Annotated in this window: 15 protein-coding genes; 10 read left to right on the forward strand and 5 right to left on the reverse strand. The window is 58.3% G+C overall.

Annotated elements, in window-relative coordinates:
• Positions 1-157 precede the first annotated feature (157 nt).
• The 8 genes from L1P08_RS13700 (at position 158) to L1P08_RS13735 (ending at position 11,870) form a co-directional block, all read left to right on the forward strand.
• Positions 158-2,764, forward strand: coding sequence for an acyl-CoA dehydrogenase (locus L1P08_RS13700; RefSeq protein WP_303617554.1), 2,607 nt, complete (start codon positions 158-160; stop codon positions 2,762-2,764).
• 27 nt (positions 2,765-2,791) lie between these two features.
• Positions 2,792-4,777, forward strand: coding sequence for a 3-hydroxyacyl-CoA dehydrogenase NAD-binding domain-containing protein (locus tag L1P08_RS13705; protein ID WP_303617555.1), 1,986 nt, complete (start codon positions 2,792-2,794; stop codon positions 4,775-4,777).
• 12 nt (positions 4,778-4,789) lie between these two features.
• Positions 4,790-6,073 (forward strand): acetyl-CoA C-acetyltransferase, encoded by a 1,284-nt coding sequence (locus tag L1P08_RS13710; protein ID WP_303617556.1) that lies wholly within the window; start codon positions 4,790-4,792, stop codon positions 6,071-6,073.
• A gap of 287 nt (positions 6,074-6,360) precedes the next feature.
• Positions 6,361-7,950, forward strand: a complete 1,590-nt coding sequence (locus tag L1P08_RS13715) for a peptide ABC transporter substrate-binding protein (protein WP_303617557.1) — start codon at positions 6,361-6,363, stop codon at positions 7,948-7,950.
• 84 nt (positions 7,951-8,034) lie between these two features.
• Entirely contained in the window at positions 8,035-8,958 is a 924-nt protein-coding gene (locus tag L1P08_RS13720) for an ABC transporter permease subunit (RefSeq protein WP_303617558.1), read from the forward strand.
• Positions 8,958-9,878, forward strand: coding sequence for an ABC transporter permease (locus L1P08_RS13725; RefSeq protein WP_303617559.1), 921 nt, complete (start codon positions 8,958-8,960; stop codon positions 9,876-9,878). Before L1P08_RS13720 ends, L1P08_RS13725 begins: the two co-directional genes overlap by 1 nt.
• 1 nt (position 9,879) lies before the next feature.
• Entirely contained in the window at positions 9,880-10,866 is a 987-nt protein-coding gene (locus L1P08_RS13730; RefSeq protein ID WP_303617560.1) for an ABC transporter ATP-binding protein, read from the forward strand.
• Positions 10,863-11,870 carry an ABC transporter ATP-binding protein gene (locus L1P08_RS13735; RefSeq protein ID WP_303617561.1) on the forward strand — a complete coding sequence of 336 codons (1,008 nt, stop codon included), beginning with the start codon at positions 10,863-10,865 and terminating at the stop codon, positions 11,868-11,870. The genes L1P08_RS13730 and L1P08_RS13735 overlap by 4 nt, the downstream gene beginning before the upstream one ends.
• A gap of 8 nt (positions 11,871-11,878) precedes the next feature.
• Here L1P08_RS13735 and L1P08_RS13740 read toward each other — a convergent pair whose 3' ends face one another.
• Positions 11,879-12,403, reverse strand: coding sequence for a response regulator (locus L1P08_RS13740; protein ID WP_303617562.1), 525 nt, complete (start codon positions 12,401-12,403; stop codon positions 11,879-11,881).
• A 223-nt stretch (positions 12,404-12,626) separates the two neighbouring features.
• Between L1P08_RS13740 and ykgO the strand changes: the two genes are divergently transcribed.
• A complete protein-coding gene (ykgO, locus tag L1P08_RS13745; RefSeq protein WP_303617563.1) occupies positions 12,627-12,752 on the forward strand; it encodes a type B 50S ribosomal protein L36 in 126 nt (41 codons plus the stop codon).
• A 350-nt stretch (positions 12,753-13,102) separates the two neighbouring features.
• On the opposite strand, the gene L1P08_RS13750 is transcribed toward ykgO, so the two are convergent.
• Genes L1P08_RS13750 through L1P08_RS13760 form a run of 3 tightly spaced genes read right to left on the reverse strand, consistent with a single transcriptional unit; the run spans position 13,103 to position 16,370 of the window.
• Positions 13,103-14,497, reverse strand: a complete 1,395-nt coding sequence (locus L1P08_RS13750; protein WP_438268418.1) for a dipeptidase — start codon at positions 14,495-14,497, stop codon at positions 13,103-13,105.
• A 56-nt stretch (positions 14,498-14,553) separates the two neighbouring features.
• On the reverse strand, positions 14,554-15,990 hold the full coding sequence (pyk, locus tag L1P08_RS13755; RefSeq protein WP_303617564.1) for a pyruvate kinase: 1,437 nt from the start codon (positions 15,988-15,990) through the stop codon (positions 14,554-14,556).
• Positions 15,987-16,370 (reverse strand): DUF1036 domain-containing protein, encoded by a 384-nt coding sequence (locus L1P08_RS13760; protein WP_303617565.1) that lies wholly within the window; start codon positions 16,368-16,370, stop codon positions 15,987-15,989. The genes pyk and L1P08_RS13760 overlap by 4 nt, the downstream gene beginning before the upstream one ends.
• A 304-nt stretch (positions 16,371-16,674) precedes the next feature.
• Between L1P08_RS13760 and L1P08_RS13765 the strand changes: the two genes are divergently transcribed.
• Positions 16,675-16,944 (forward strand): DUF2312 domain-containing protein, encoded by a 270-nt coding sequence (locus L1P08_RS13765; protein ID WP_303617566.1) that lies wholly within the window; start codon positions 16,675-16,677, stop codon positions 16,942-16,944.
• A gap of 119 nt (positions 16,945-17,063) precedes the next feature.
• Here L1P08_RS13765 and dxs read toward each other — a convergent pair whose 3' ends face one another.
• On the reverse strand, positions 17,064-19,010 hold the full coding sequence (gene dxs / locus L1P08_RS13770) for a 1-deoxy-D-xylulose-5-phosphate synthase (RefSeq protein ID WP_438268419.1): 1,947 nt from the start codon (positions 19,008-19,010) through the stop codon (positions 17,064-17,066).
• Between the last annotated feature and the right edge of the window lie 60 nt (positions 19,011-19,070).

Below are 19,070 nucleotides of genomic sequence, written 5' to 3' on the forward strand. Positions count from 1 at the left end.
ATGCTTGACGGGCATCCTTGCATGATTCCCCGACCGGCATATATTGACTTAATAGGCGTCTGGTTGACGTTAACGTATAGCGCACTATGCTAGGCACAGCAGATGTTGGCGGACCGCTATTGTGCGGGTTTGCACGACCATATTGAGAGAGGCCCAAATGTCCCTGTTTCTCATCGTCCTTGGACTGATTGTTTTCTTTGTTCTCGCCTTGCGCTTGTCACCCCTGTGGCAATGGGCTGTCGCAGCCCTTGCACTCGGCGTGCTCGGTCAGTTGGTGACGGGTGGCGGCGGCTGGTTCTGGGCTTTGTTGCCCGGCGTTGTGCTGGGTGTGTTCACACTGGCACCGGTCCGCCGGACCGTGATCACCGGACCTGCCTATAAAATGGTCAAGTCGATCTTGCCGCGTGTCAGCCGCACCGAACAGGAAGCGCTGGATGCGGGCACGGTGGGCTGGGACGCTGATCTGTTTTCGGGCCGCCCGGTCTGGGGCAATCTTTTGGGCGTGCGCAAGCTAACGCTGACCAAGGAAGAGCAGGCGTTTCTCGACGGGCCGACTGAAGAAGTCTGCAAGATGATCGATGATTGGGACACGCGCAGCCGCGCTGACATGTCCCCCGAGGTCTGGCAGTTTTTGAAGGACAAGGGCTTTTTGGGCATGCTGATCGCCAAGAAATATGGCGGTCTTGGATTTTCGGCGCAGGCGCAATCGATGGTGGTCTCCAAAGTGGCCAGCCGTTCTGTTGCCGCCGGTATTACGGTGATGGTGCCCAACTCGCTCGGGCCAGGTGAATTGCTGGAAAAATACGGCACCGAGGCGCAAAAGGATCAATATCTGCGGCGGCTGGCGACAGGCAAGGAAGTGCCCTGTTTCGCGCTGACCGGCCCGCATGCGGGCTCGGATGCGGCCAGCATGCGCGATGTGGGCGTTGTGAAATACGGTACCTACAAGGGCAAGAAAGTGCTCGGCGTCGAGCTGAGCTGGGACAAGCGCTATATCACGCTGGCCCCGGTGGCGACGCTATTGGGCCTCGCGGTCAATCTGTTTGATCCCGACAATCACTTGGGCAAGGGCGAAGATGTCGGCATCACGCTGGCGCTGGTGCCCGCTGATTTCCCGGGGGTTGAAATCGGCCGCCGGCATTATCCAGCTCATTCCGCTTTCATGAACGGGCCGACCAAAGGCGACAAGGTTTTTGTGCCGATGGATTTCCTGATTGGCGGTACCGAATATGCCGGGCAGGGCTGGCGCATGCTGATGGAGTGCCTCTCGACCGGGCGCGCCATCTCGTTGCCGGCCATCGGCACGGTCTCGATCAAGCATGCATTGCGCACCACGTCGGCTTATGCGCGCATCCGCCGCCAGTTCGGCATTCCCATCGGTCTTATGGAAGGCGTTGCCGAGCCGCTTGGGCGCCTGGTCAAATCCGCCTATACGTTTGAGGCGTCCCGCGCCCTGACCGCATCCATGGTGGACGAGGGCCAAAAGCCATCGGTTATTTCGGCGCTGCTGAAATATCGCACCACGGAAGCCATGCGTGACCGGGTCAATGACGCGATGGATATTCATGGTGGCCGGGCCATTCAGGATGGTCCCTCGAACTATCTGTTCTCTGGCTATGCCAATGTGCCGGTGGCGATTACCGTTGAAGGCGCCAATATTCTCACCCGTACGCTGATTACCTTCGCGCAAGGTACGCTGCGGGCCCATCCTTATCTCTACAAGGAGATTGAGGCGGCGCAGAACGCGGACAAGCGTGCCGGTCTCAATAGTTTTGATTCAGCCTTTTCCGGCCATGTGAAATTCATGCTCGGCAATGTTACCGGTTCGTTCTGGCATGCGCTTACCTTCGGCAAGTTCGCCTCGTCGCCCGTCGACCATCACATGGCGATCTGGTTTCGCCAATTGCACCGCTATGCGCAGAGTTTTGCGCTGGTGGGCGATTGGACCGTGGCGTTTCTGGGTGGCGATTTGAAGCGCAAACAGCGTATTTCCGGACGGATGGCCGATATCCTTTCCGATCTTTACCTGCTCTCCGCCGTGCTCAAACGCTATGAGGATGAGGGGCGGCTGGAAGAAGACGCGGCGGTGGTGGATGCCATTGCCCGTGACCGGATTGTGGCCATCGAGAAAAGCTTCATCGAGGTGTTCAACAATTTCCCCAATCCCGTTCTGGCTGTGCTGATGCGCTTTCTGGTGTTTCCGCTGGGTGCCCGCGCGTCAGGCTCGACCGATCGCGAGAATTTCCGTCTGGCCAAATCGGTGTTGCAGCCTTCAGAATTCCGTGACCGGCTAACAACCGGGATCTATACGACAATGGATCCTGATGACAGTACCGGCCTTCTGGAGGATGCTTTAGTCAAGGTTGTGGCGGTTGAGGAAATCGAGAAACGCTTTATCCGTGCTCTGAAAAAGGGCGTTATTGACCGCCGCCTTGATCGGGACGCGATTGATGACGCTGTCGCAGCTGACGTGTTGACGGCTGAAGAAGCGAGACAGTTACGCGCGGCGGATCTCGCTACAGATGAGGCGATCAAGGTGGATGATTTTGCGCCGGGCGAGTTGGGTGGTTTGTCGCGCAGAGTGCCGGCAAAGCCGGCGGCCAGTGCCAAACCTGCACGGACCAAGGCGGCACCGGCCAAGACTGCACCGGCGAAGAAGGCGGCAGTCAAGGCTTCCGCGCCCGGGAAACCGGCGACAAAAAAGCCCGCTGCGCGTAAAGCTGGTGCATCCAAATCCGCTGCAGTACGTTCAACATCTAAATAGCGATACGCTTTTGAGGAGGAGTGGTTGATGGCTAAAGCCCAGCCCCGCAAGCTGACCATGCCCAAGACCAAGCATTGGACGTTCGAGATCGATTTCGAGAAAATCGGCTGGTTGACCATTGATACCCCGAAAGCCCCGGTCAATGTGCTCAGCCGTGAAAGTCTGACAGAACTCAAGCAGCTGGTTGACCGGTTCGAGGATCTGATTGCCTCCGATGAGTTGGCGGGCATTGTATTGCTGTCTTCAAAGCCGAGTGGGTTCATCGCCGGAGCCGATGTGACCGAATTCGACGACATGGCCGATTATGCGGTGTTGCCCAAGGCGCTGGAACAGACCCATGCCCTGTTCCGGCAGATCGAAAAGCTCAAGGCACCTGTGGTTGTGGGTGTGCAGGGCTTTTGTCTCGGTGGCGGGCTGGAACTGGCGCTGGCCTGTCATTACCGCATCGCGGTCAATGACGAGAAAACCCGCATTGGCTTCCCCGAAGTCAAACTGGGGATTTTCCCCGGCTTTGGCGGCACGGGTCGCTCGATCCGGCAGGCGGGGCCGGTTGATGCCATGCAGATCATGCTGACCGGTCGCTATTTGCGGGCCGGCGCGGCGCGCGGCATGAACCTCGTCGACAAACTGGTCAGCCATCGCGACCAGCTGCGCTGGGAAGCGCGCAAGGCGGTGATGCAGAAGCGCCAGTCGAAACCGGCACCATTCCTCAAATCGGTGATGGCGAAAGCGCCGATCCGCGGCATGATTGCCAAGAAAATGCGCGAAGAAGCAGCCAAGAAAGCACGGCCTGAACATTATCCGGCGCCATTCTCGCTGATCGATTTGTTTGAAGAGCATGGCGATGACTGGCTGGCGATGTCCAATGGCGAGATCGAGCGGTTCACCCCGCTTCTTCTGTCTGACACCTCAGCCAATCTGCGCCGGGTATTCTTCTTGTCCGAGGGGCTGAAAAAGCAGGGGCTGCGCGGGGCCAAGAAACCATCCTTTGCGCGGGTCCATGTGATTGGCGGCGGGGTGATGGGCGGCGATATTGCGGCCTGGTGTGCCTTGCGCGGTCTGTCGGTGACACTGCAGGATCTTGATATGGACCGGATCAGTCCGGCGCTGCAGCGGGCGAAGAAACTGTTCCAGAAGCGGCTGAAAAAGCCACAGGCGGTCAAGGCGGCTATGGCGCGGCTGGAGGCCGATGTTGAAGGCAAGGGCATTGCCCGGGCCGATGTGATCATTGAAGCGGTGGTTGAAAAGCTCGAGATCAAGCAGACGATTTTCAAAAATGCCGAAGCAAGTATGAAGCCCGGTGCGATTTTGGCGACCAATACATCGTCAATCGAACTGGAAAAAATCGCCAGTGTTTTGAAGGACAAGTCACGCCTGATCGGGCTGCATTTCTTCAATCCGGTGGCGCAATTGCCGCTGGTTGAGGTGATCCGCTCCAAATACAATTCCGATGAGGCGGCAGCGCTTGGCGCTAGTTTTGCGCTGGCCATTGGCAAGTCGCCGGTGATCGTCAAATCCGAAACCGGCTTCCTCGTGAACCGGGTTTTGATGCCCTATATGCTGGGCGCTGTTGAGCGCGTGGAAAAGGGCGAAGCCAAGGAAGTGATCGATGCGGCAGCGCTCGCCTTCGGCATGCCGATGGGGCCGATTGAACTGATGGATACGGTTGGGCTCGATGTCGGCAAATCGGTTGCTGAAGAGCTCGGACATCCGGTGGCCGACGACACGCAATTTGCCAAATTACTGGCGGCCAAAAAGCTGGGGCGCAAGACTGGCGAGGGCTTTTACGTCTGGGAAAAAGGCAAGGCGCAAAAGGGTGAGACACCCGCGCATGCTGATCTCGCCGGGCTGGGCCGGGAGCTGGTGCAGCCACTGGTCGATGAATGCGAGAAATGCGTGGCCGAGGGCATTGTTGCCAATGTGGACCTCGCCGATATCGGGGTGATTTTTGGCACCGGGTTTGCACCTTTCCTCGGCGGGCCGTTGAAAGCCCGGCGCGACGGCAAGGTATAAGGGAGAGACGAGATGGCCAAAGAGATGCGCAGAGTCGCAATCGTCGGGGGTGCCCGCATCCCGTTCTGCCGTGCCTATACCGGCTATGCGGACGAAACCAATATGTCGATGCTGACCGCCGCGCTTGGCGGGCTGGCGGACAAATATGGTCTGCGTGGTGAAAAGATCGACGAGGTGATGGCGGGAGCGGTGCTCAACCATGCCAAGGATTTCAATCTGGCGCGGGAGGCAACGCTCAATGCCGGATTCTCGCCCTTCACACCCGGCACGACAATCCAGATCGCGTGCGGCACCAGCCTGCAGGCTGCTTTGACGCTGGGCGCCAAGATTGCCTCGGGTGAGATTGAGAGCGGGATTGCTGCGGGGGCGGATTCGATTTCAGATTCCCCAATCGTCTTCGGCGCGAAATTTGCCAAGCGGATGATCAATCTTTCCCGGGCGCGTTCGTTCGGGGAAAAGCTCGGGGCGTTCAAGGGCTTCAGTTTTGGCGAGGTCGTGCCGCAGGCACCCAATGTCAACGAGCCGCGCACCGGGCTTTCCATGGGGCAGCATTGCGAATTGATGGCGCGTGAATGGGGTATTACCCGCGCGGCACAGGACAAACTGGCGCTCAAAAGCCATCAGAATGCGGCACAGGCCTATGATGAGGGTTTTCATGATGATCTGGTGGTGCCTGCCGCCGGGATCGTGCGCGACAACAATATCCGGACCGATACAAGCCTTGCCAAAATGGCGGAGATGAAACCCGCCTTTGACCGCAAGTCGGGCCATGGCACGCTGACCGCTGCCAATTCCACACCGCTGACCGATGGTGCTTCTGCAGTCTTGCTGGCCAGCGAAGAGTGGGCGAACGAACGTGGTCTGCCCATCCTTGGCTTTTTGACCATGGGACAGGTAGCGGCCAATAATTTTGCGGCTGGCGATGGGCTGTTGATGGCGCCGACAATTGCGGTTTCGGACATGCTGAACCGCGCGGGGCTGGGTTTTGAGGAAATCGATCTGTTCGAAATCCATGAAGCTTTTGCCGCGCAGGTTTTGTGCACCCTTAAAGCCTGGACCGATCGCAAATACTGTCGAGACGTCCTTGGACGCGACAAGGTGATGGGCAAGATCGATCCTGACAAAATCAATGTCAAAGGGTCGAGCCTTGCCTATGGCCATCCATTTGCCGCCACTGGTGCGCGCATTCTGGGTACAACCGCCAAACTGCTTGGCACGACCGACGCCGAGCGGGCTCTGATCTCGGTTTGTACGGCAGGTGGCATGGGTGTTGCAGCGCTCGTTGAGCGCGCCTGATCACCATTTAAAATACCGGAAAGAACGCAAATGCCAGCCGCATCCGTAAAGGAAGCGGCTGGTTTAATGCGCTTTTGCGGCTGCTGGTTATCCAGTGTTTTACCCACAGAACCTTCTGTCAGCATCTGTCAGGTGAACGTAAACGTAAAGCCTCTTGCCAAGACGTTAACGGCGAGGCTAGGCTTTAGAAATCTTGACCAGCGGGTCAATTCTTGCTGGCCATAAGGAGGACCCCCGGGGGGCTTTCACCCCGGGCAAAAATTCTCATTCAGAGGAGACGGGACAACATGAAATTCATACCGGCCCTTAAGGCGATTGCCCTTGCCGGGGCATTCAGCCTGGCACTCGGGGGCGCTGCGTCGGCGGCAACCCTGCATATGCATAATGGCGGCGAACCGGGGTCAATCGATCCACACAAGGTTTCCGGTGACTGGGAAAACCGTGTCGTTGGCGATTATCTCGAAGGCCTGATGACCGAAGACGAGAATGCCGAGGCCATTCTGGGCCAGGCAGCGTCCTATACGGTTTCCGAGGATGGCCTGGTCTACACATTCAAGCTGCGCGATGATGCCGTCTGGAGCGATGGCGAGCCGGTGGTTGCGCATGACTTCGTTGCTGCGTTCCAGCGTCTTATGGATCCGGCGACCGCTGCTGAATACGCCTATTTGCAGTACCCGATCAAGAATGCGGCGGCGATCAATGGTGGTGATATCACCGATCTTAACGAACTGGGCGTCAAGGAAATCGACGAGAAGACTGTCGAAATCACCCTTGAGAATCCAACCCCGTTCTTTTTGCAGGCGCTGACCCATTACACCGCCTATCCGATCCCCACACATCTGTTCGATGAGGTTGGCGACAGCTGGACCAAGATGGAGAACATCGTTGCCAATGGTCCGTTCAAACTGGTCGAGTGGCTCCCGGGTTCGCATTTGAAGTCGGTCAGAAACGAGACCTATTACGATGCAGCCAATGTGTCGCTGGATGAAGTGTATTACTACATTCAGGACGATCTGCAGGCCGCCTTGCAGCGGTATCGTTCCGGCGAATTCGACATCATGACGGATTTCCCCTCGGATCAGTACGGCTTGCTGGAATCGCAATATCCCGGTGAGGCACGTGTCGATCCGTTCCTTGGCGTTTATTATTACGTGATGAACCAGGACAATCCCAAGCTGCAGGACGTCAATGTGCGCAAGGCGTTGTCCATTGCCATCAACCGCAAGGTGATCGGCCCGGACATTCTGGGCACGGGCGAATTGCCGGCCTATGGCTGGGTGCCGCCGGGTGCTGCCAATTATGAGGGCGAGACCTATAATCCGGCCTGGGCTGATCAGGATTATGGCGAGCGCGTGGCCGAGGCGAAGGCGTTGATGGAAGCGGCAGGCTATACCGCGGACACACCGCTAACCCTGCAATTGCGTTACAATACCAATGACAACCACCAGCGCATTGCGGTGGCCGTTGCCGCCATGTGGAAGGAAATCGGGGTCAATGTTGAATTATTCAACTCCGAGGTTGCCGTTCACTATGACGCGCTGCGGGCTGGTGATTTCGAGATCGGTCGGGCAGGCTGGCTGATGGATTACAATGATCCCATCAACATGCTTGATCTGTTGAAGACCGGCGTGGACAACAATTATGGCCGCTACAGCAATGCGGAATATGATGCCTTGCTGGACCAGTCCAATGCCACGCTTGATCTGGTTGAACGGGCCGGGTTGATGCACCAGGCCGAGGCGATTGCCATGGACGAGTTCGGTGTTATTCCGATCTACTACTATGTCGCCAAAAACGTTGTCTCACCGAAGATTTCGGGCTTTGTCGACAACGCAGCCGACATCCATCGTAACCGCTGGATTTCCAAATCCGAGTAACGTGACCGCTACGGGGCCGCAGCTTTCAGGGCTGTGGTCCCGTCGCCATCTGGTTTTTCGCGTTACAACAAAGGGTACGAACCGATGCTCGGATACGCTTTCCGGCGCGTGCTCTCGGCCTTGCCGATTGCTTTGATCGCCATCACGATTGCATTCTTTATTCTCAGGCTGGCGCCGGGCGGTCCCTTTGATGGCGAGCGTGCCCTGCCGCCCGATGTGCTGGCGAATCTGAGGGCACATTACAATCTGGATCAACCGATCTGGGTTCAGTATTTCATCTATGTCAAAGGCGTGCTCACGGGTGATCTTGGCCCCTCCATGGTGGTTGAGGATTTCACTGTCTCGCAACTGATTGCCATCGGCCTGCCGTTTACGCTGATGCTCGGTCTGACCGCTTTTGTGTCAGCCACGGCCATTGGCATGCTGGCGGGTGTTGTGGCGGCGGTGAACCAGAATAAATGGCCCGATTATGCGCTGGTGCTGATTGTCATGCTCGGCGTGGTCATCCCGAATTTTTTGATGGGCGGGCTCTTGCAGCTCGTCTTCGGTGTCTATCTCAAATGGTTGCCAGCGGGGGGCTGGGTCAATGGCTCACTGCCGCATCTGGTCTTACCGGTCACGGTGCTGGCCTGGCCGCATGCAGCGCGGATTTCGCGGCTGATGCGCGGCTCAATGATCGAGGTGCTCGGCACCAATTTCATCCGTACCGCTAAATCCAAGGGCATTGGCGAACGGCTGATGCTGACGCGACATGCGCTGAAACCGGCGCTCATTCCCGTCGTTTCCTATCTGGGGCCGGGCTTGTCCTATCTGCTCACCGGCTCGCTGGTGGTGGAGAATATTTTCGGGCTGCCGGGGATCGGCAAATATTTTGTCACCGCCGCACTGAACCGGGATTACGGGCTGGTTCTGGGCACGACGATTTTTTATGTGGCGCTCATTCTGGTGCTCAATCTGCTGGTTGATCTGCTTTATGCGTGGCTCGATCCAAGGGTGAGGTTCCGCTGATGGCCGGGTTGACCAAAAAAGACGCCGTGCTGACGGCTTATGCGGAAAAGCTGGAACAGCTTGATGCGCCCCAGGGCCGCTCGCTGACCCAGGACGCATTTCGACGCCTCAAGGCAAACCGGGCCGCCATGGTCTCGATCTTTGTCTTGGGCTTTATCATTCTGGCGGCTCTGATAGGTCCCTTCTTTGTGCCATGGGATGGGGGCACGGTGGACTGGAGTGCAATCCGCAAGCCACCCGATTTCGAAAAAGGGCATTTCTTCGGGACAGATCAGAACGGGCGCGACTTGCTGGCCCGCTTGCTGCAAGGTACGCAGATGTCGTTGATGGTGGCGCTGGTTGCCACTCTGGTCTCGGTATTTATCGGGGTGATCTACGGTGCCGTCTCAGGCTATTTCGGCGGCCGGGTCGATGCATTGATGATGCGCTTTGTCGATATCATGTATGCGCTGCCCTATATCCTGTTCGTCATCATTCTGGTGGTGATTTTTGGGCGCTCGCCAGTCTTGCTGTTCGTGGGCATTGGTGCGCTGGAATGGCTGACCATGGCGCGGATTGTGCGCGGGCAGACCCTTAGCCTCAAGGAAAAGGAATTCGTGGAAGCTGCTCGCGCCGGCGGGGCCAAGCCCTGGACCATTATCATCCGGCATATCGTGCCCAATCTGACCGGTCCGGTGGTGATCTATGCCACGCTGACCGTGCCTGAGATCATCATCACCGAGAGTTTCCTCTCTTATCTGGGGCTTGGGGTGCAGGAGCCGCTGACCTCGCTCGGCACGCTGATCTCCAATGGCACGCCGGTGGCGGAAGTCATGCCCTGGCTGCTGATCTTCCCGGCCATCGTTCTGGTGGCGATGCTGATGTGTCTCACCTATATCGGCGACGGGCTGCGCGACGCGCTCGACCCAAAGGATCATTGATATGGCTGATGTTCTCACCGTTGACGATCTCAATGTCACCTTTGCGCTGCATGAGGCGGAAGTGCATGCCGTGCGTGACCTCAGTTTCACCCTGCGGGAGGGGGAAACCTTGGCTGTCGTGGGCGAAAGTGGATCGGGCAAGAGCCAGGCCTTTCTCTCGATCATGGGGCTGTTGGCGCGCAATGGGCGCGCCAGCGGGCAGGCGATGTTCAACGGGGTCAACCTGCTCGCGTTGAAACCGGAAAAGCTCGATCTTTATCGCGGCAAGGATGTTGCGATGATCTTTCAGGACCCCATGACCTCGCTCAACCCCAGCCTCAAGATCAAAAAGCAGCTGGCCGAGGTGCTGATCCGTCACAAGGGCGCTGACAATGCCAGTGCCGTGCGGGCGGCAACGGCAATGCTAGAGCGGGTGGGTATTCCCGAACCGTCCAAGCGCGCCAATGCCTATCCGCATGAACTCTCGGGCGGCATGCGCCAGCGGGTGATGATCGCGATGGCGCTCCTGTGCGAACCCAAGGTTCTGATCGCCGACGAACCCACCACGGCGCTTGATGTGACAGTGCAGGCGCAGATGCTTGAGCTGTTCAAATCGCTGACCGATGATTTTGGCACGGCGCTGGTGATGATTACCCATGACCTGGGCGTGGTTGCGGGTCTGGCTGATCGGATGATGGTGATGTATGGCGGACGTGCGGTGGAGAAGGGGCCGGTTGATGACCTGTTCTATGACCCGCGTCATCCCTATACCTTTGGCCTGTTGCATTCGACACCGCATGTTGGTGCACGGGCGCAGCGGCTGATGCCGATCGAGGGATTGCCGCCCAGCCTTGAGCAACTGCCGGCCGGTTGCGCTTTCAATCCGCGCTGCAAATTTCGCATGGAGCAATGTCTTGTGGAACGGCCACCGCTGGTGGGTGCACGAGGAGGGCGTTCCCGCGCCTGTTTTTACGAGGGCAAGCTGGCCTATGAGGAGGTGGACGCATGAGCGCGCAAACACTGCTCAGCATTGAGGGGCTGAAGAAAACCTTTGCCGTTTCCAGCGGCCTTTTTGGCCGTTCGCTGACCCTGACCGCGCTTGAGGATATTACCTTTTCGGTCAGCCGGGGCGAAACCCTCGGGATTGTGGGTGAAAGCGGGTGCGGCAAGTCTACGCTGGGCCGATGCATCCTGCAGCTATTGACGCCGGATACCGGCAAGGTGGTCTGGCTGGGCAATGATCTTACCCAGGCGCCTGCAGAAGAAATGCGCCGGCACAGGCGTGACCTGCAGATTATTTTCCAGGATCCGCTGGCCTCGCTCAACCCACGCATGACCGTGGGCGATATCATCGCTGATCCCTTGCGGACATTGATGCCTGAGCTTCCGGTGCGTGAGCGGCGGGCGCGCGTGTTGCGGATGATGGAGGCGGTGGGGCTATTGCCCGAAATGATCAATCGTTATCCGCACGAATTCTCCGGCGGGCAGGCCCAGCGCATCGGCATTGCCCGGGCATTGATCACCGAGCCGAAGCTGATCGTGTGCGATGAGCCGGTGTCGGCGCTTGACGTCTCCATCCAGGCGCAGATTCTCAACCTGCTCAGTGAATTGAAGGATGAATTCGGGCTGACGCTGGTGTTCATCAGCCATGACCTGTCGGTCGTGCGCCATGTCAGCGACCGTATCATGGTGCTTTATCTGGGACGTATCGTTGAACTGGCGGCGGGTGATGTGCTGTATCAGGCCCCGCGGCACCCCTATACCCAGACCCTTTTGAGCGCTGTGCCGATTCCCGATCCGGTGAAAGCGCGCGCGCGCGACATTGAAGCGCTCACCGGTGAAATTCCCTCACCGATCAACCCGCCATCGGGCTGCACGTTCCGGACCCGGTGCCGTCATGCGCGGGATATCTGTGCCGAGCTCAGACCGCCGCTGACCAATGCTTCAGGTGATCATCAGATCGCGTGTCATCGCTGGGAAGAGATTGCCGGACTTGTCGATACGTCCGGCTGATACCTTGCTCAGATGGCTTCGTTCTCAGCGGGCTGGCTGGCTTGTGGTGCGCGCTTGCGTTTTTCCTGCTCGGGCGGTGCATCCTGCACGCGCCGGCGACGATCGGGCCCCGCATAACCCTCCTCGGCAATAAAATCCCGGGGGTTTTGCAATATGGCTTGCAGCCGCTGTTGCACGATCTGTCCCGTCACCGGTTTGCGAATGAATTCGGTTACTCCTGCGTCCCGGGCCTTTTCGATATAGTCTACCGAGGCCTTGCCGGCGATGAGAATGACCGGGGTGCGCTGGTTGGGGGTATAATCGGTTGCACGCAACTTGCGGGTCACGCCGACGCCACCATGAGGGGCGAGGTCGTCGGTAATCAGCACAGCATCAAATTCGCGCCGCTTCAGTTCCATGAGCGCATCAATACTGCTGCGTGCAGAGGTGATTTCACGAATGCCGATACCATGCAGGATCGAATGCATGACGCTGAGCATGTGGGGATCATTGTCGGTGACGAGTATGCGTAACTTCGCTAGTGAATTGGTCATATTGAGTTGTCCTTCAACACAGCGCGTCCTGCTTAACAAACACAACATAGTCGAATAAGTTAAAATCCGGCTTAAGGCCCTGATCACAATGTCAACCACATGCGAAATGGTGCTTTGTGCAATCCCGAAACGGCACATTGACAGCGTGCGGCGTTGGTCCTATGTTCCGCCCCAATTGGAACAGGCGCGCGGCGCCTTTTTTGTTTGACTTGAGGAAATAGAGATGAAGATCCGGAATTCGCTCAAGGCACTGATGGCTCGTCACCGCGACAACAAGCTGGTGCGCCGCCGGGGCCGTACATATATCATCAACAAGGTGAACAAGCGCTTCAAAGCCCGTCAGGGTTAAGCGTCACCGCCAGTTGATGGCAGATTTCAAAAAGCCCCGCTTCGCAAGAAGCGGGGCTTTTTGCGTGTCGTGTGTCGCGCTGGATTGCCGCGCGGCGGTGCCGCTCGCAATGATGGCTGAGAGTTTTAGAACCTGTCACACCCACCACGTCATTCCCGCGCAGGCGGGAATCCAGTGCGCCGTGTCGACGGCGCGAAAGACGTTTTATGCGGGCGGGGCTGCCCGCGCTGGATTCCCGTTTTCACGGGAATGACGATGCGGGTGGGGATCATTTGTGCAGTAAGAACGCGTCATTGCGAGCGGCGAAGGCGCGCGGCAATCCAGAGCGGCGGGCACGGAGAGTGCCCTCTTCAGCCGCCAAAACCTGCCAGCACCCGTACCCAGGAGCGGATGCCCTTGTGGTAGCTGGTGAGGTTGTATTTCTCATTGGGGCTATGAATATTGTCGGTCGGCAGGGCAAAGCCGATCAAAAGCGTGTCCATGCCCAGCCGATGTTTGAATTCGCCCACCACGGGGATGGAGCCGCCCGAACCGGTCAGAATGGTTTCGCGACCCCATTCATTGCTGAGGGCCGTGCGGGCCGCGGCGAGGAACGGGCCATCAACCGGCACAGTGATGGCCGGGCTGCCGCCATGCTCGTGGAATGTCACCGAGCAATCCTTGGGCACGCGGGCGCGGACATGGGCGCGAAAGGCGGCGCGGATTTTTGCCGGGTCCTGATTGGAGACGAGGCGGAAGGAAATCTTGGCTTTCGCCTTGGCGGGAATGACCGTCTTGAAGCCCTCGCCGGTATAGCCGCCGATCATGCCATTGATTTCGCAGGTGGGGCGCGAGGTGATCTGTTCCATCACCGAACGGCCCTGTTCGCCAGCCGGGATTTTCAGCCCGGCTTCGCCGAGATAGGCAGCGCCATCAAAATCGAGGCCGCGCCACATCTCGGCGACTTCCTCGGGCAGTTCTTCAACATCATCGTAAAAGCCTTCAACCGCGACGCTGCCATCGGCATTGCGCAGGCTGGCAACGATCTCGCTGAGCACCTGCAGCGGGTTGCGGGCGGCATTGCCATACATGCCCGAATGCAGGTCACGATTGGCGCAGGTGATTTCAATTTCTTCGCCGACAAGCCCGCGCAGCATGGTGGTAATGCCCGGGGTGCGCTCGTCATACATGTCGGTATCGCAGACAAGGGCGATATCGGCTTTCAGCTCATCCTTGGCGCTTTCAAGGAAAGGGGCAAGATTGGTGCTGCCGGATTCTTCCTCGCCTTCAAGCAATATGGTGACCTTGGCGGGCAGGGTGCCATTGGCGGCCTTGAGCGCACGGCAGGCCTCGATAAAGGTCAGCAATTGTCCTTTGTCGTCGGAGGCACCACGGGCAACGATGATTTTTTCGCCATCGGGACCAGTCTTGATTTCGGCCTCGAAGGGATCGGAATGCCAAAGGTTGAGCGGATCGACCGGCTGCACGTCATAGTGGCCGTAAAACAAGACATGCGGACCGTTTGCACTCTGGTCATGAGCGACGACCATCGGATGGCCGGGGGTTGGGCGCGCGCTGGCGTCAAACCCCAGTTCTGTCAGTTCGTGAACCAGCCAATCAGCCGCTTTCGCACAATCGGCCTTGTTGGCCGGATCGGTGGAAATCGAGGGGATGCGCAACAGGTCTTTCAGCCGGGTCAGGCTGGTTTCAAGCCCGTCATCAACGGCCGCCAGGGCGGCTGTGAGGTCGGTATCTGAAAGCGCCATAATGCTTATCCTCTCGTTTGCTGTTCTCCTTTAGGGGGGGGCAGTCAGCAGCGTTTTTACGAGCTGCCGGTGCCGTCCTGCCCGACAAAGGCGATGCGTAGCATATTGGTGGCGCCGGGGGTGCCCAGCGGCACGCCGGCGGTGATTGCAACGCGATCACCCGGCTTGGCAAAGCCTTCCTTGAAGGCAATGTTGCAGGCCTGATCGACCATGGCTTCAAGATTGGAGGCTTCCGCTGTTTGCACGCAGTGCAGGCCCCAGACCAGCGCCAGCCGGCGGACGGTCTTGAGGTTGGGTGAGACGGCGATGATCGGTTTGGAAGGCCGCTCGCGGGCAGCGCGAATGCCCGTCGATCCTGAAGAGGTATAGGTGACGATCGCCGACAAATCGAGGGTTTCAGCGGTCTGGCGGGTGGCCGCGGAAATAGCGTCTGCAGCGGTTGCTTCCGGCTCGGTTGCCTGGGAGCGAATGATGGCGGGATAATTGCTGTCATTCTCTACCGAGACGGCAACCTTGTTCATCATTTCCACGGCTTCAACCGGGTAATCGCCCGAGGCACTTTCCGCTGAGAGCATGATGGCGTCGGCGCCTTCGAAAACGGCGATCGAGACGTCGGAAACCTCGGCACGGGTCGGCATGGGCGAGGTAATCATCGATTCCAGCATCTGGGTGGCGACGACCACCGGCTTGCCATAACGGCGAGCGATACGGATCATACGCTTTTGCAGCCCCGGCACGGTCTCGATGGGCATTTCCACGCCAAGGTCACCACGGGCAATCATGAAGGCGTCGCAGAGTTTGATGATTTCCTCAAGCCGGTCGATGGCCTGGGGCTTTTCAATCTTGGCGAGCACGCCGGCGCGGCCCTGAACGAGCTTGCGCACTTCAACAATGTCCTCGGGGCGCTGCACAAAGCTGAGCGCAATCCAGTCAGCCTCGTTCTTCAAGGCTTCGTCGAGGTCCAGGCGATCCTTTTCCGTCAGCGCGCCAACCGGCAGCAGCGTGTCGGGCAGGGATACGCCCTTTTTGTTGGAAAGCTTGCCGCCATAGACAACTTCAGTTTCAATCGTGTCGTCGTCGACCCGTGTGGCCTTGAGCTGGATCTTGCCATCGTCGAGCAAGAGGCGGTGCCCGGCTTCCACAGACTGGAAAATTTCGGGATGTGGCAGGTGCACGCGGCTCTGGTCGCCTTCAGCCTCGGAGGTGTCGAGAATGAATTTTGCGCCCTGTTCCAGCATGACCGCGCCATCCTTGAACATGCCGACGCGCAGTTTGGGGCCTTGCAGATCGACGAGGATACCGATCGGGTGACCGGTTTTTTCCTCCACCTTGCGGATGCGGGAAACGGTCCGGGCCAGCACTTCATGGCTGGCATGGCTCATGTTGATGCGGAACACGTCGGCACCGGCACGGGCCAGTTTTTCGATGGTCGCTTCGTCATCGGAAGCGGGGCCAAGCGTTGCGAGAATCTTTACACGTCTCATGCGTTTCATTGTGTTTCCGGACCTGTCGAATCTTGTTCTGTGAGCTGGAGAGTCCAGTCACTTCGGTTCTGGGTATCGACCTCGAAAAAGCCCGTGCGCTCATAGCCGCGTGCCAGGCAATCCTCGACGCCAAAAATTGTAAACGTCTCATCGCGGGTACAAAGATAAACGCCACCACCCCAGGCACCACCGCCGACATCATCTGCCGCGAACAGATAATAGAAGCGGGCATTCAGGTCGCCCTGAAACACGATGGCACAATCATCCGGTCCGGCAAGCCACCAGCCTTCAGATTGCCAGCCGCGTTCCGCACGGTAGCCAAGAGCGATGTTTAGCGGATTTCGCGTCTGATTGCACACCCGCAAATCCGCTTGCGCCGGTTGTGCCATAAAGGCTGCCGGTAACAGCAGTGTGAATAGGATCAGTGTGGTGCGGAGGGCTGAATACAATCGGTATGGTCGCATTGGTTTGACTAGGCTCTGTTCATGCAAAAGGGGAGTGCTCAAGTCAATGTCTAAGGGGGTGATTGGGCGAAATTAGAACGAATTTCGGTAAAAGAGACAAGTGTTTGTCGACGCTTTGCCGTCATATGGACCTATAGTGCGCACAGCGTCGTGGATAGCGGTGCCAAACCGCTTGAACCTGGGGCCTGAGTAAGGTTGATACGGGACACGTTAACAAAGAGGCAGTGCCATGGCAGACCACGGAGTAGCGCGCGATCAATTGCGTGCATTTGTAGAGCGTATCGAACGGCTGGAAGAAGAAAAGAAAGCCATCGCCGAAGATATCAAGGAAGTCTATGCCGAGGCCAAGGGCAACGGGTTCGACACCAAGGTGTTGCGGCAGGTTGTGCGCATCCGCAAGCAGGACAAGTCCGAGCGCATGGAACAGGAAGCCATTCTTGATCTTTACATGCATGCCCTGGGCATGGTGCCGGATACGAGCGGCGACGACGAAGAATAGGTTTGCTTGTGCCGGGCCGTGTGGTCCGGCATCAGGGCCATCTTGTGCCATTTTGAGGGATCACCCGTTTGCTTGGCGGGTGATCCTTTTTTTGCGCCGTGTTGAGAGATATCGAGAGATCAGAGCGGGGCTTTGTCCCGGCCCATGGCTGCCATCACCCGCCCGGCATCGGCTTCCGTGCCGATGGCCTGCATGGTCGCCGCGATAATGCCGGCGCGATCGAGTCCGGCGGCGGCATACATATTGGCCTGGCTGGAATGCTCATCAAAACGGTCCGGGATCATCAAGGGGCGGAATTTCAGCTTGCCGTCGAGCAGGCCATTCTGGGCCAGCCATGTGGCCACGTGTGAGCCGAAGCCGCCAAGGCCACCTTCTTCAAGTGTCAGCAGCAATTCATGGTTGCGCGCCAGATTGGCAATCATGTCGGTGTCGAGCGGTTTCATGAAACGGGCATCGGCAACGGTTGTGGAAAGACCGAACCCGGCCAGCGCTTCTGCCGCCGCCATGCATTCGTCAAGGTGCGCGCCATAAGAGAGAATGGCGACCGTGCTGCCTTCGCGCACGATCCGGCCCTTGCCGATTTCAAGCACCTTGCCATGCTCGGGCATATCGACGCCGGTGCCCTCGCCACGGGGGTAACGGAAGGTAATCGGGCCTTCATCAAAGGCTGTGGCTGTTGCCACCATATGGCGCAATTCGGCCTCATCGGCAGCGGCCATGAGCACCATGCCTGGGATGGCACCGAGATAGGCATTGTCGTAATTGCCTGCATGGGTTGGGCCATCGGCACCAACGAAACCGGCGCGATCTATGGCGAAGCGTACGGGCAGGCGCTGAATGGCCACATCGTGGATGACCTGGTCATAGGCGCGTTGCAAAAAGGTGGAATAGATGGCGCAGAACGGCTTCATGCCCTCAACGGCAAGCCCGGCGGCAAAGGTGACCGCATGCTGTTCGGCAATACCCACATCGAAAATGCGTTTGGGGTAGAGCTCGGCGAATTTATCCAGCCCGGTGCCCGAGGGCATGGCGGCTGTGATGGCGACAATCTTGTCGTCTCGCGCGGCTTCGTCAATCAGTGAGGAGGCAAAGACCGAGGTATAGCTTGGGGCATTGGAGGGCGCTTTTGTCTGGGCACCGGTGACCACGTTGAACTTTGAGACGCCATGATATTTGTCGCTGGAGGCCTCGGCCGGGGCGTAGCCCTTACCCTTCTGGGTGATCGCATGCACCAGAATCGGGCCGCTCTCGGAATCGCGGACATTGCGCAGGACCGGCAAAAGATGATCGAGATTGTGCCCGTCGATGGGGCCGACATAAAAGAAGCCCAGTTCTTCGAACAAGGTGCCGCCCGTCCAGAAACCGCGGGCAAATTCTTCCGTCTTTCTGGCTTTCTCATGGATGAATGAGGGCAGGCGCTCGGTGATATTCTTGGCGGTTTCGCGCAAACCCCGATAGGTGGGGCCGGAGACCAGTTTGGCCAGATAGGCGCTCATCGCCCCGGTCGGCGGGGCAATCGACATGTCGTTATCATTGAGAATAACGATCAGGCGCGCATCCATCGCGCCGGCATTGTTCATCGCCTCGTAAGCCATGCCCGCTGACATGGCGCCATCGCCGATGACGGCGATAACATTGCGTTTTTCGCCCTTCATTTCCGAGCCGACCGCCATGCCGAGACCGGCGGAAATGGAGGTGGAGGAGTGGCCTGCACCAAACGGGTCATAGGGGCTTTCCATCCGGCGGGTGAAGCCGGAAAGGCCGTCAGTCTGCCTCAATGTGCGAATGCGGTCGCGGCGCCCGGTCAGGATCTTGTGGGGATAGGCCTGATGGCCCACGTCCCAGATCAGCTTGTCATCGGGGGTATTGAAGATGGCATGCAGCGCCACTGTCAGTTCAACCACGCCGAGGCCCGCGCCGAGATGGCCGCCGGTGACCGAAACAGCGTCAATCATTTCCGCCCGCAATTCATCTGCGAGCTGTCGCAATTGCTCGCGGCTGAAATCACGAATTCCGGCGGGCTCGTTTACGCTGTCGAGCAGGGGTGTTTGCGGCTTCTCGCTCAAACTTCGAGTCCTCGCCTCAAGTCAGATCACAATAATGGATCTGGTTTAGCAGATGAATAT

The organism is Mariluticola halotolerans (assembly GCF_021611515.1).
Classification (GTDB): domain Bacteria; phylum Pseudomonadota; class Alphaproteobacteria; order Rhizobiales; family Devosiaceae; genus Mariluticola; species Mariluticola halotolerans.

Coding starts and splice junctions, on each gene's coding strand:
- L1P08_RS13740 (WP_303617562.1), bottom strand. CDS start 12,403: ATGACCAATTCACTAGCGAAGTTACGCATACTCGTCACCGACAATGAT.
- L1P08_RS13750 (WP_438268418.1), bottom strand. CDS start 14,497: ATGGCGCTTTCAGATACCGACCTCACAGCCGCCCTGGCGGCCGTTGAT.
- L1P08_RS13765 (WP_303617566.1), top strand. CDS start 16,675: ATGGCAGACCACGGAGTAGCGCGCGATCAATTGCGTGCATTTGTAGAG.
- L1P08_RS13760 (WP_303617565.1), bottom strand. CDS start 16,370: ATGGCACAACCGGCGCAAGCGGATTTGCGGGTGTGCAATCAGACGCGA.
- L1P08_RS13735 (WP_303617561.1), top strand. CDS start 10,863: ATGAGCGCGCAAACACTGCTCAGCATTGAGGGGCTGAAGAAAACCTTT.
- L1P08_RS13715 (WP_303617557.1), top strand. CDS start 6,361: ATGAAATTCATACCGGCCCTTAAGGCGATTGCCCTTGCCGGGGCATTC.
- ykgO (WP_303617563.1), top strand. CDS start 12,627: ATGAAGATCCGGAATTCGCTCAAGGCACTGATGGCTCGTCACCGCGAC.
- pyk (WP_303617564.1), bottom strand. CDS start 15,990: ATGAAACGCATGAGACGTGTAAAGATTCTCGCAACGCTTGGCCCCGCT.
- L1P08_RS13725 (WP_303617559.1), top strand. CDS start 8,958: ATGGCCGGGTTGACCAAAAAAGACGCCGTGCTGACGGCTTATGCGGAA.
- L1P08_RS13700 (WP_303617554.1), top strand. CDS start 158: ATGTCCCTGTTTCTCATCGTCCTTGGACTGATTGTTTTCTTTGTTCTC.
- L1P08_RS13705 (WP_303617555.1), top strand. CDS start 2,792: ATGGCTAAAGCCCAGCCCCGCAAGCTGACCATGCCCAAGACCAAGCAT.
- L1P08_RS13720 (WP_303617558.1), top strand. CDS start 8,035: ATGCTCGGATACGCTTTCCGGCGCGTGCTCTCGGCCTTGCCGATTGCT.
- L1P08_RS13730 (WP_303617560.1), top strand. CDS start 9,880: ATGGCTGATGTTCTCACCGTTGACGATCTCAATGTCACCTTTGCGCTG.
- L1P08_RS13710 (WP_303617556.1), top strand. CDS start 4,790: ATGGCCAAAGAGATGCGCAGAGTCGCAATCGTCGGGGGTGCCCGCATC.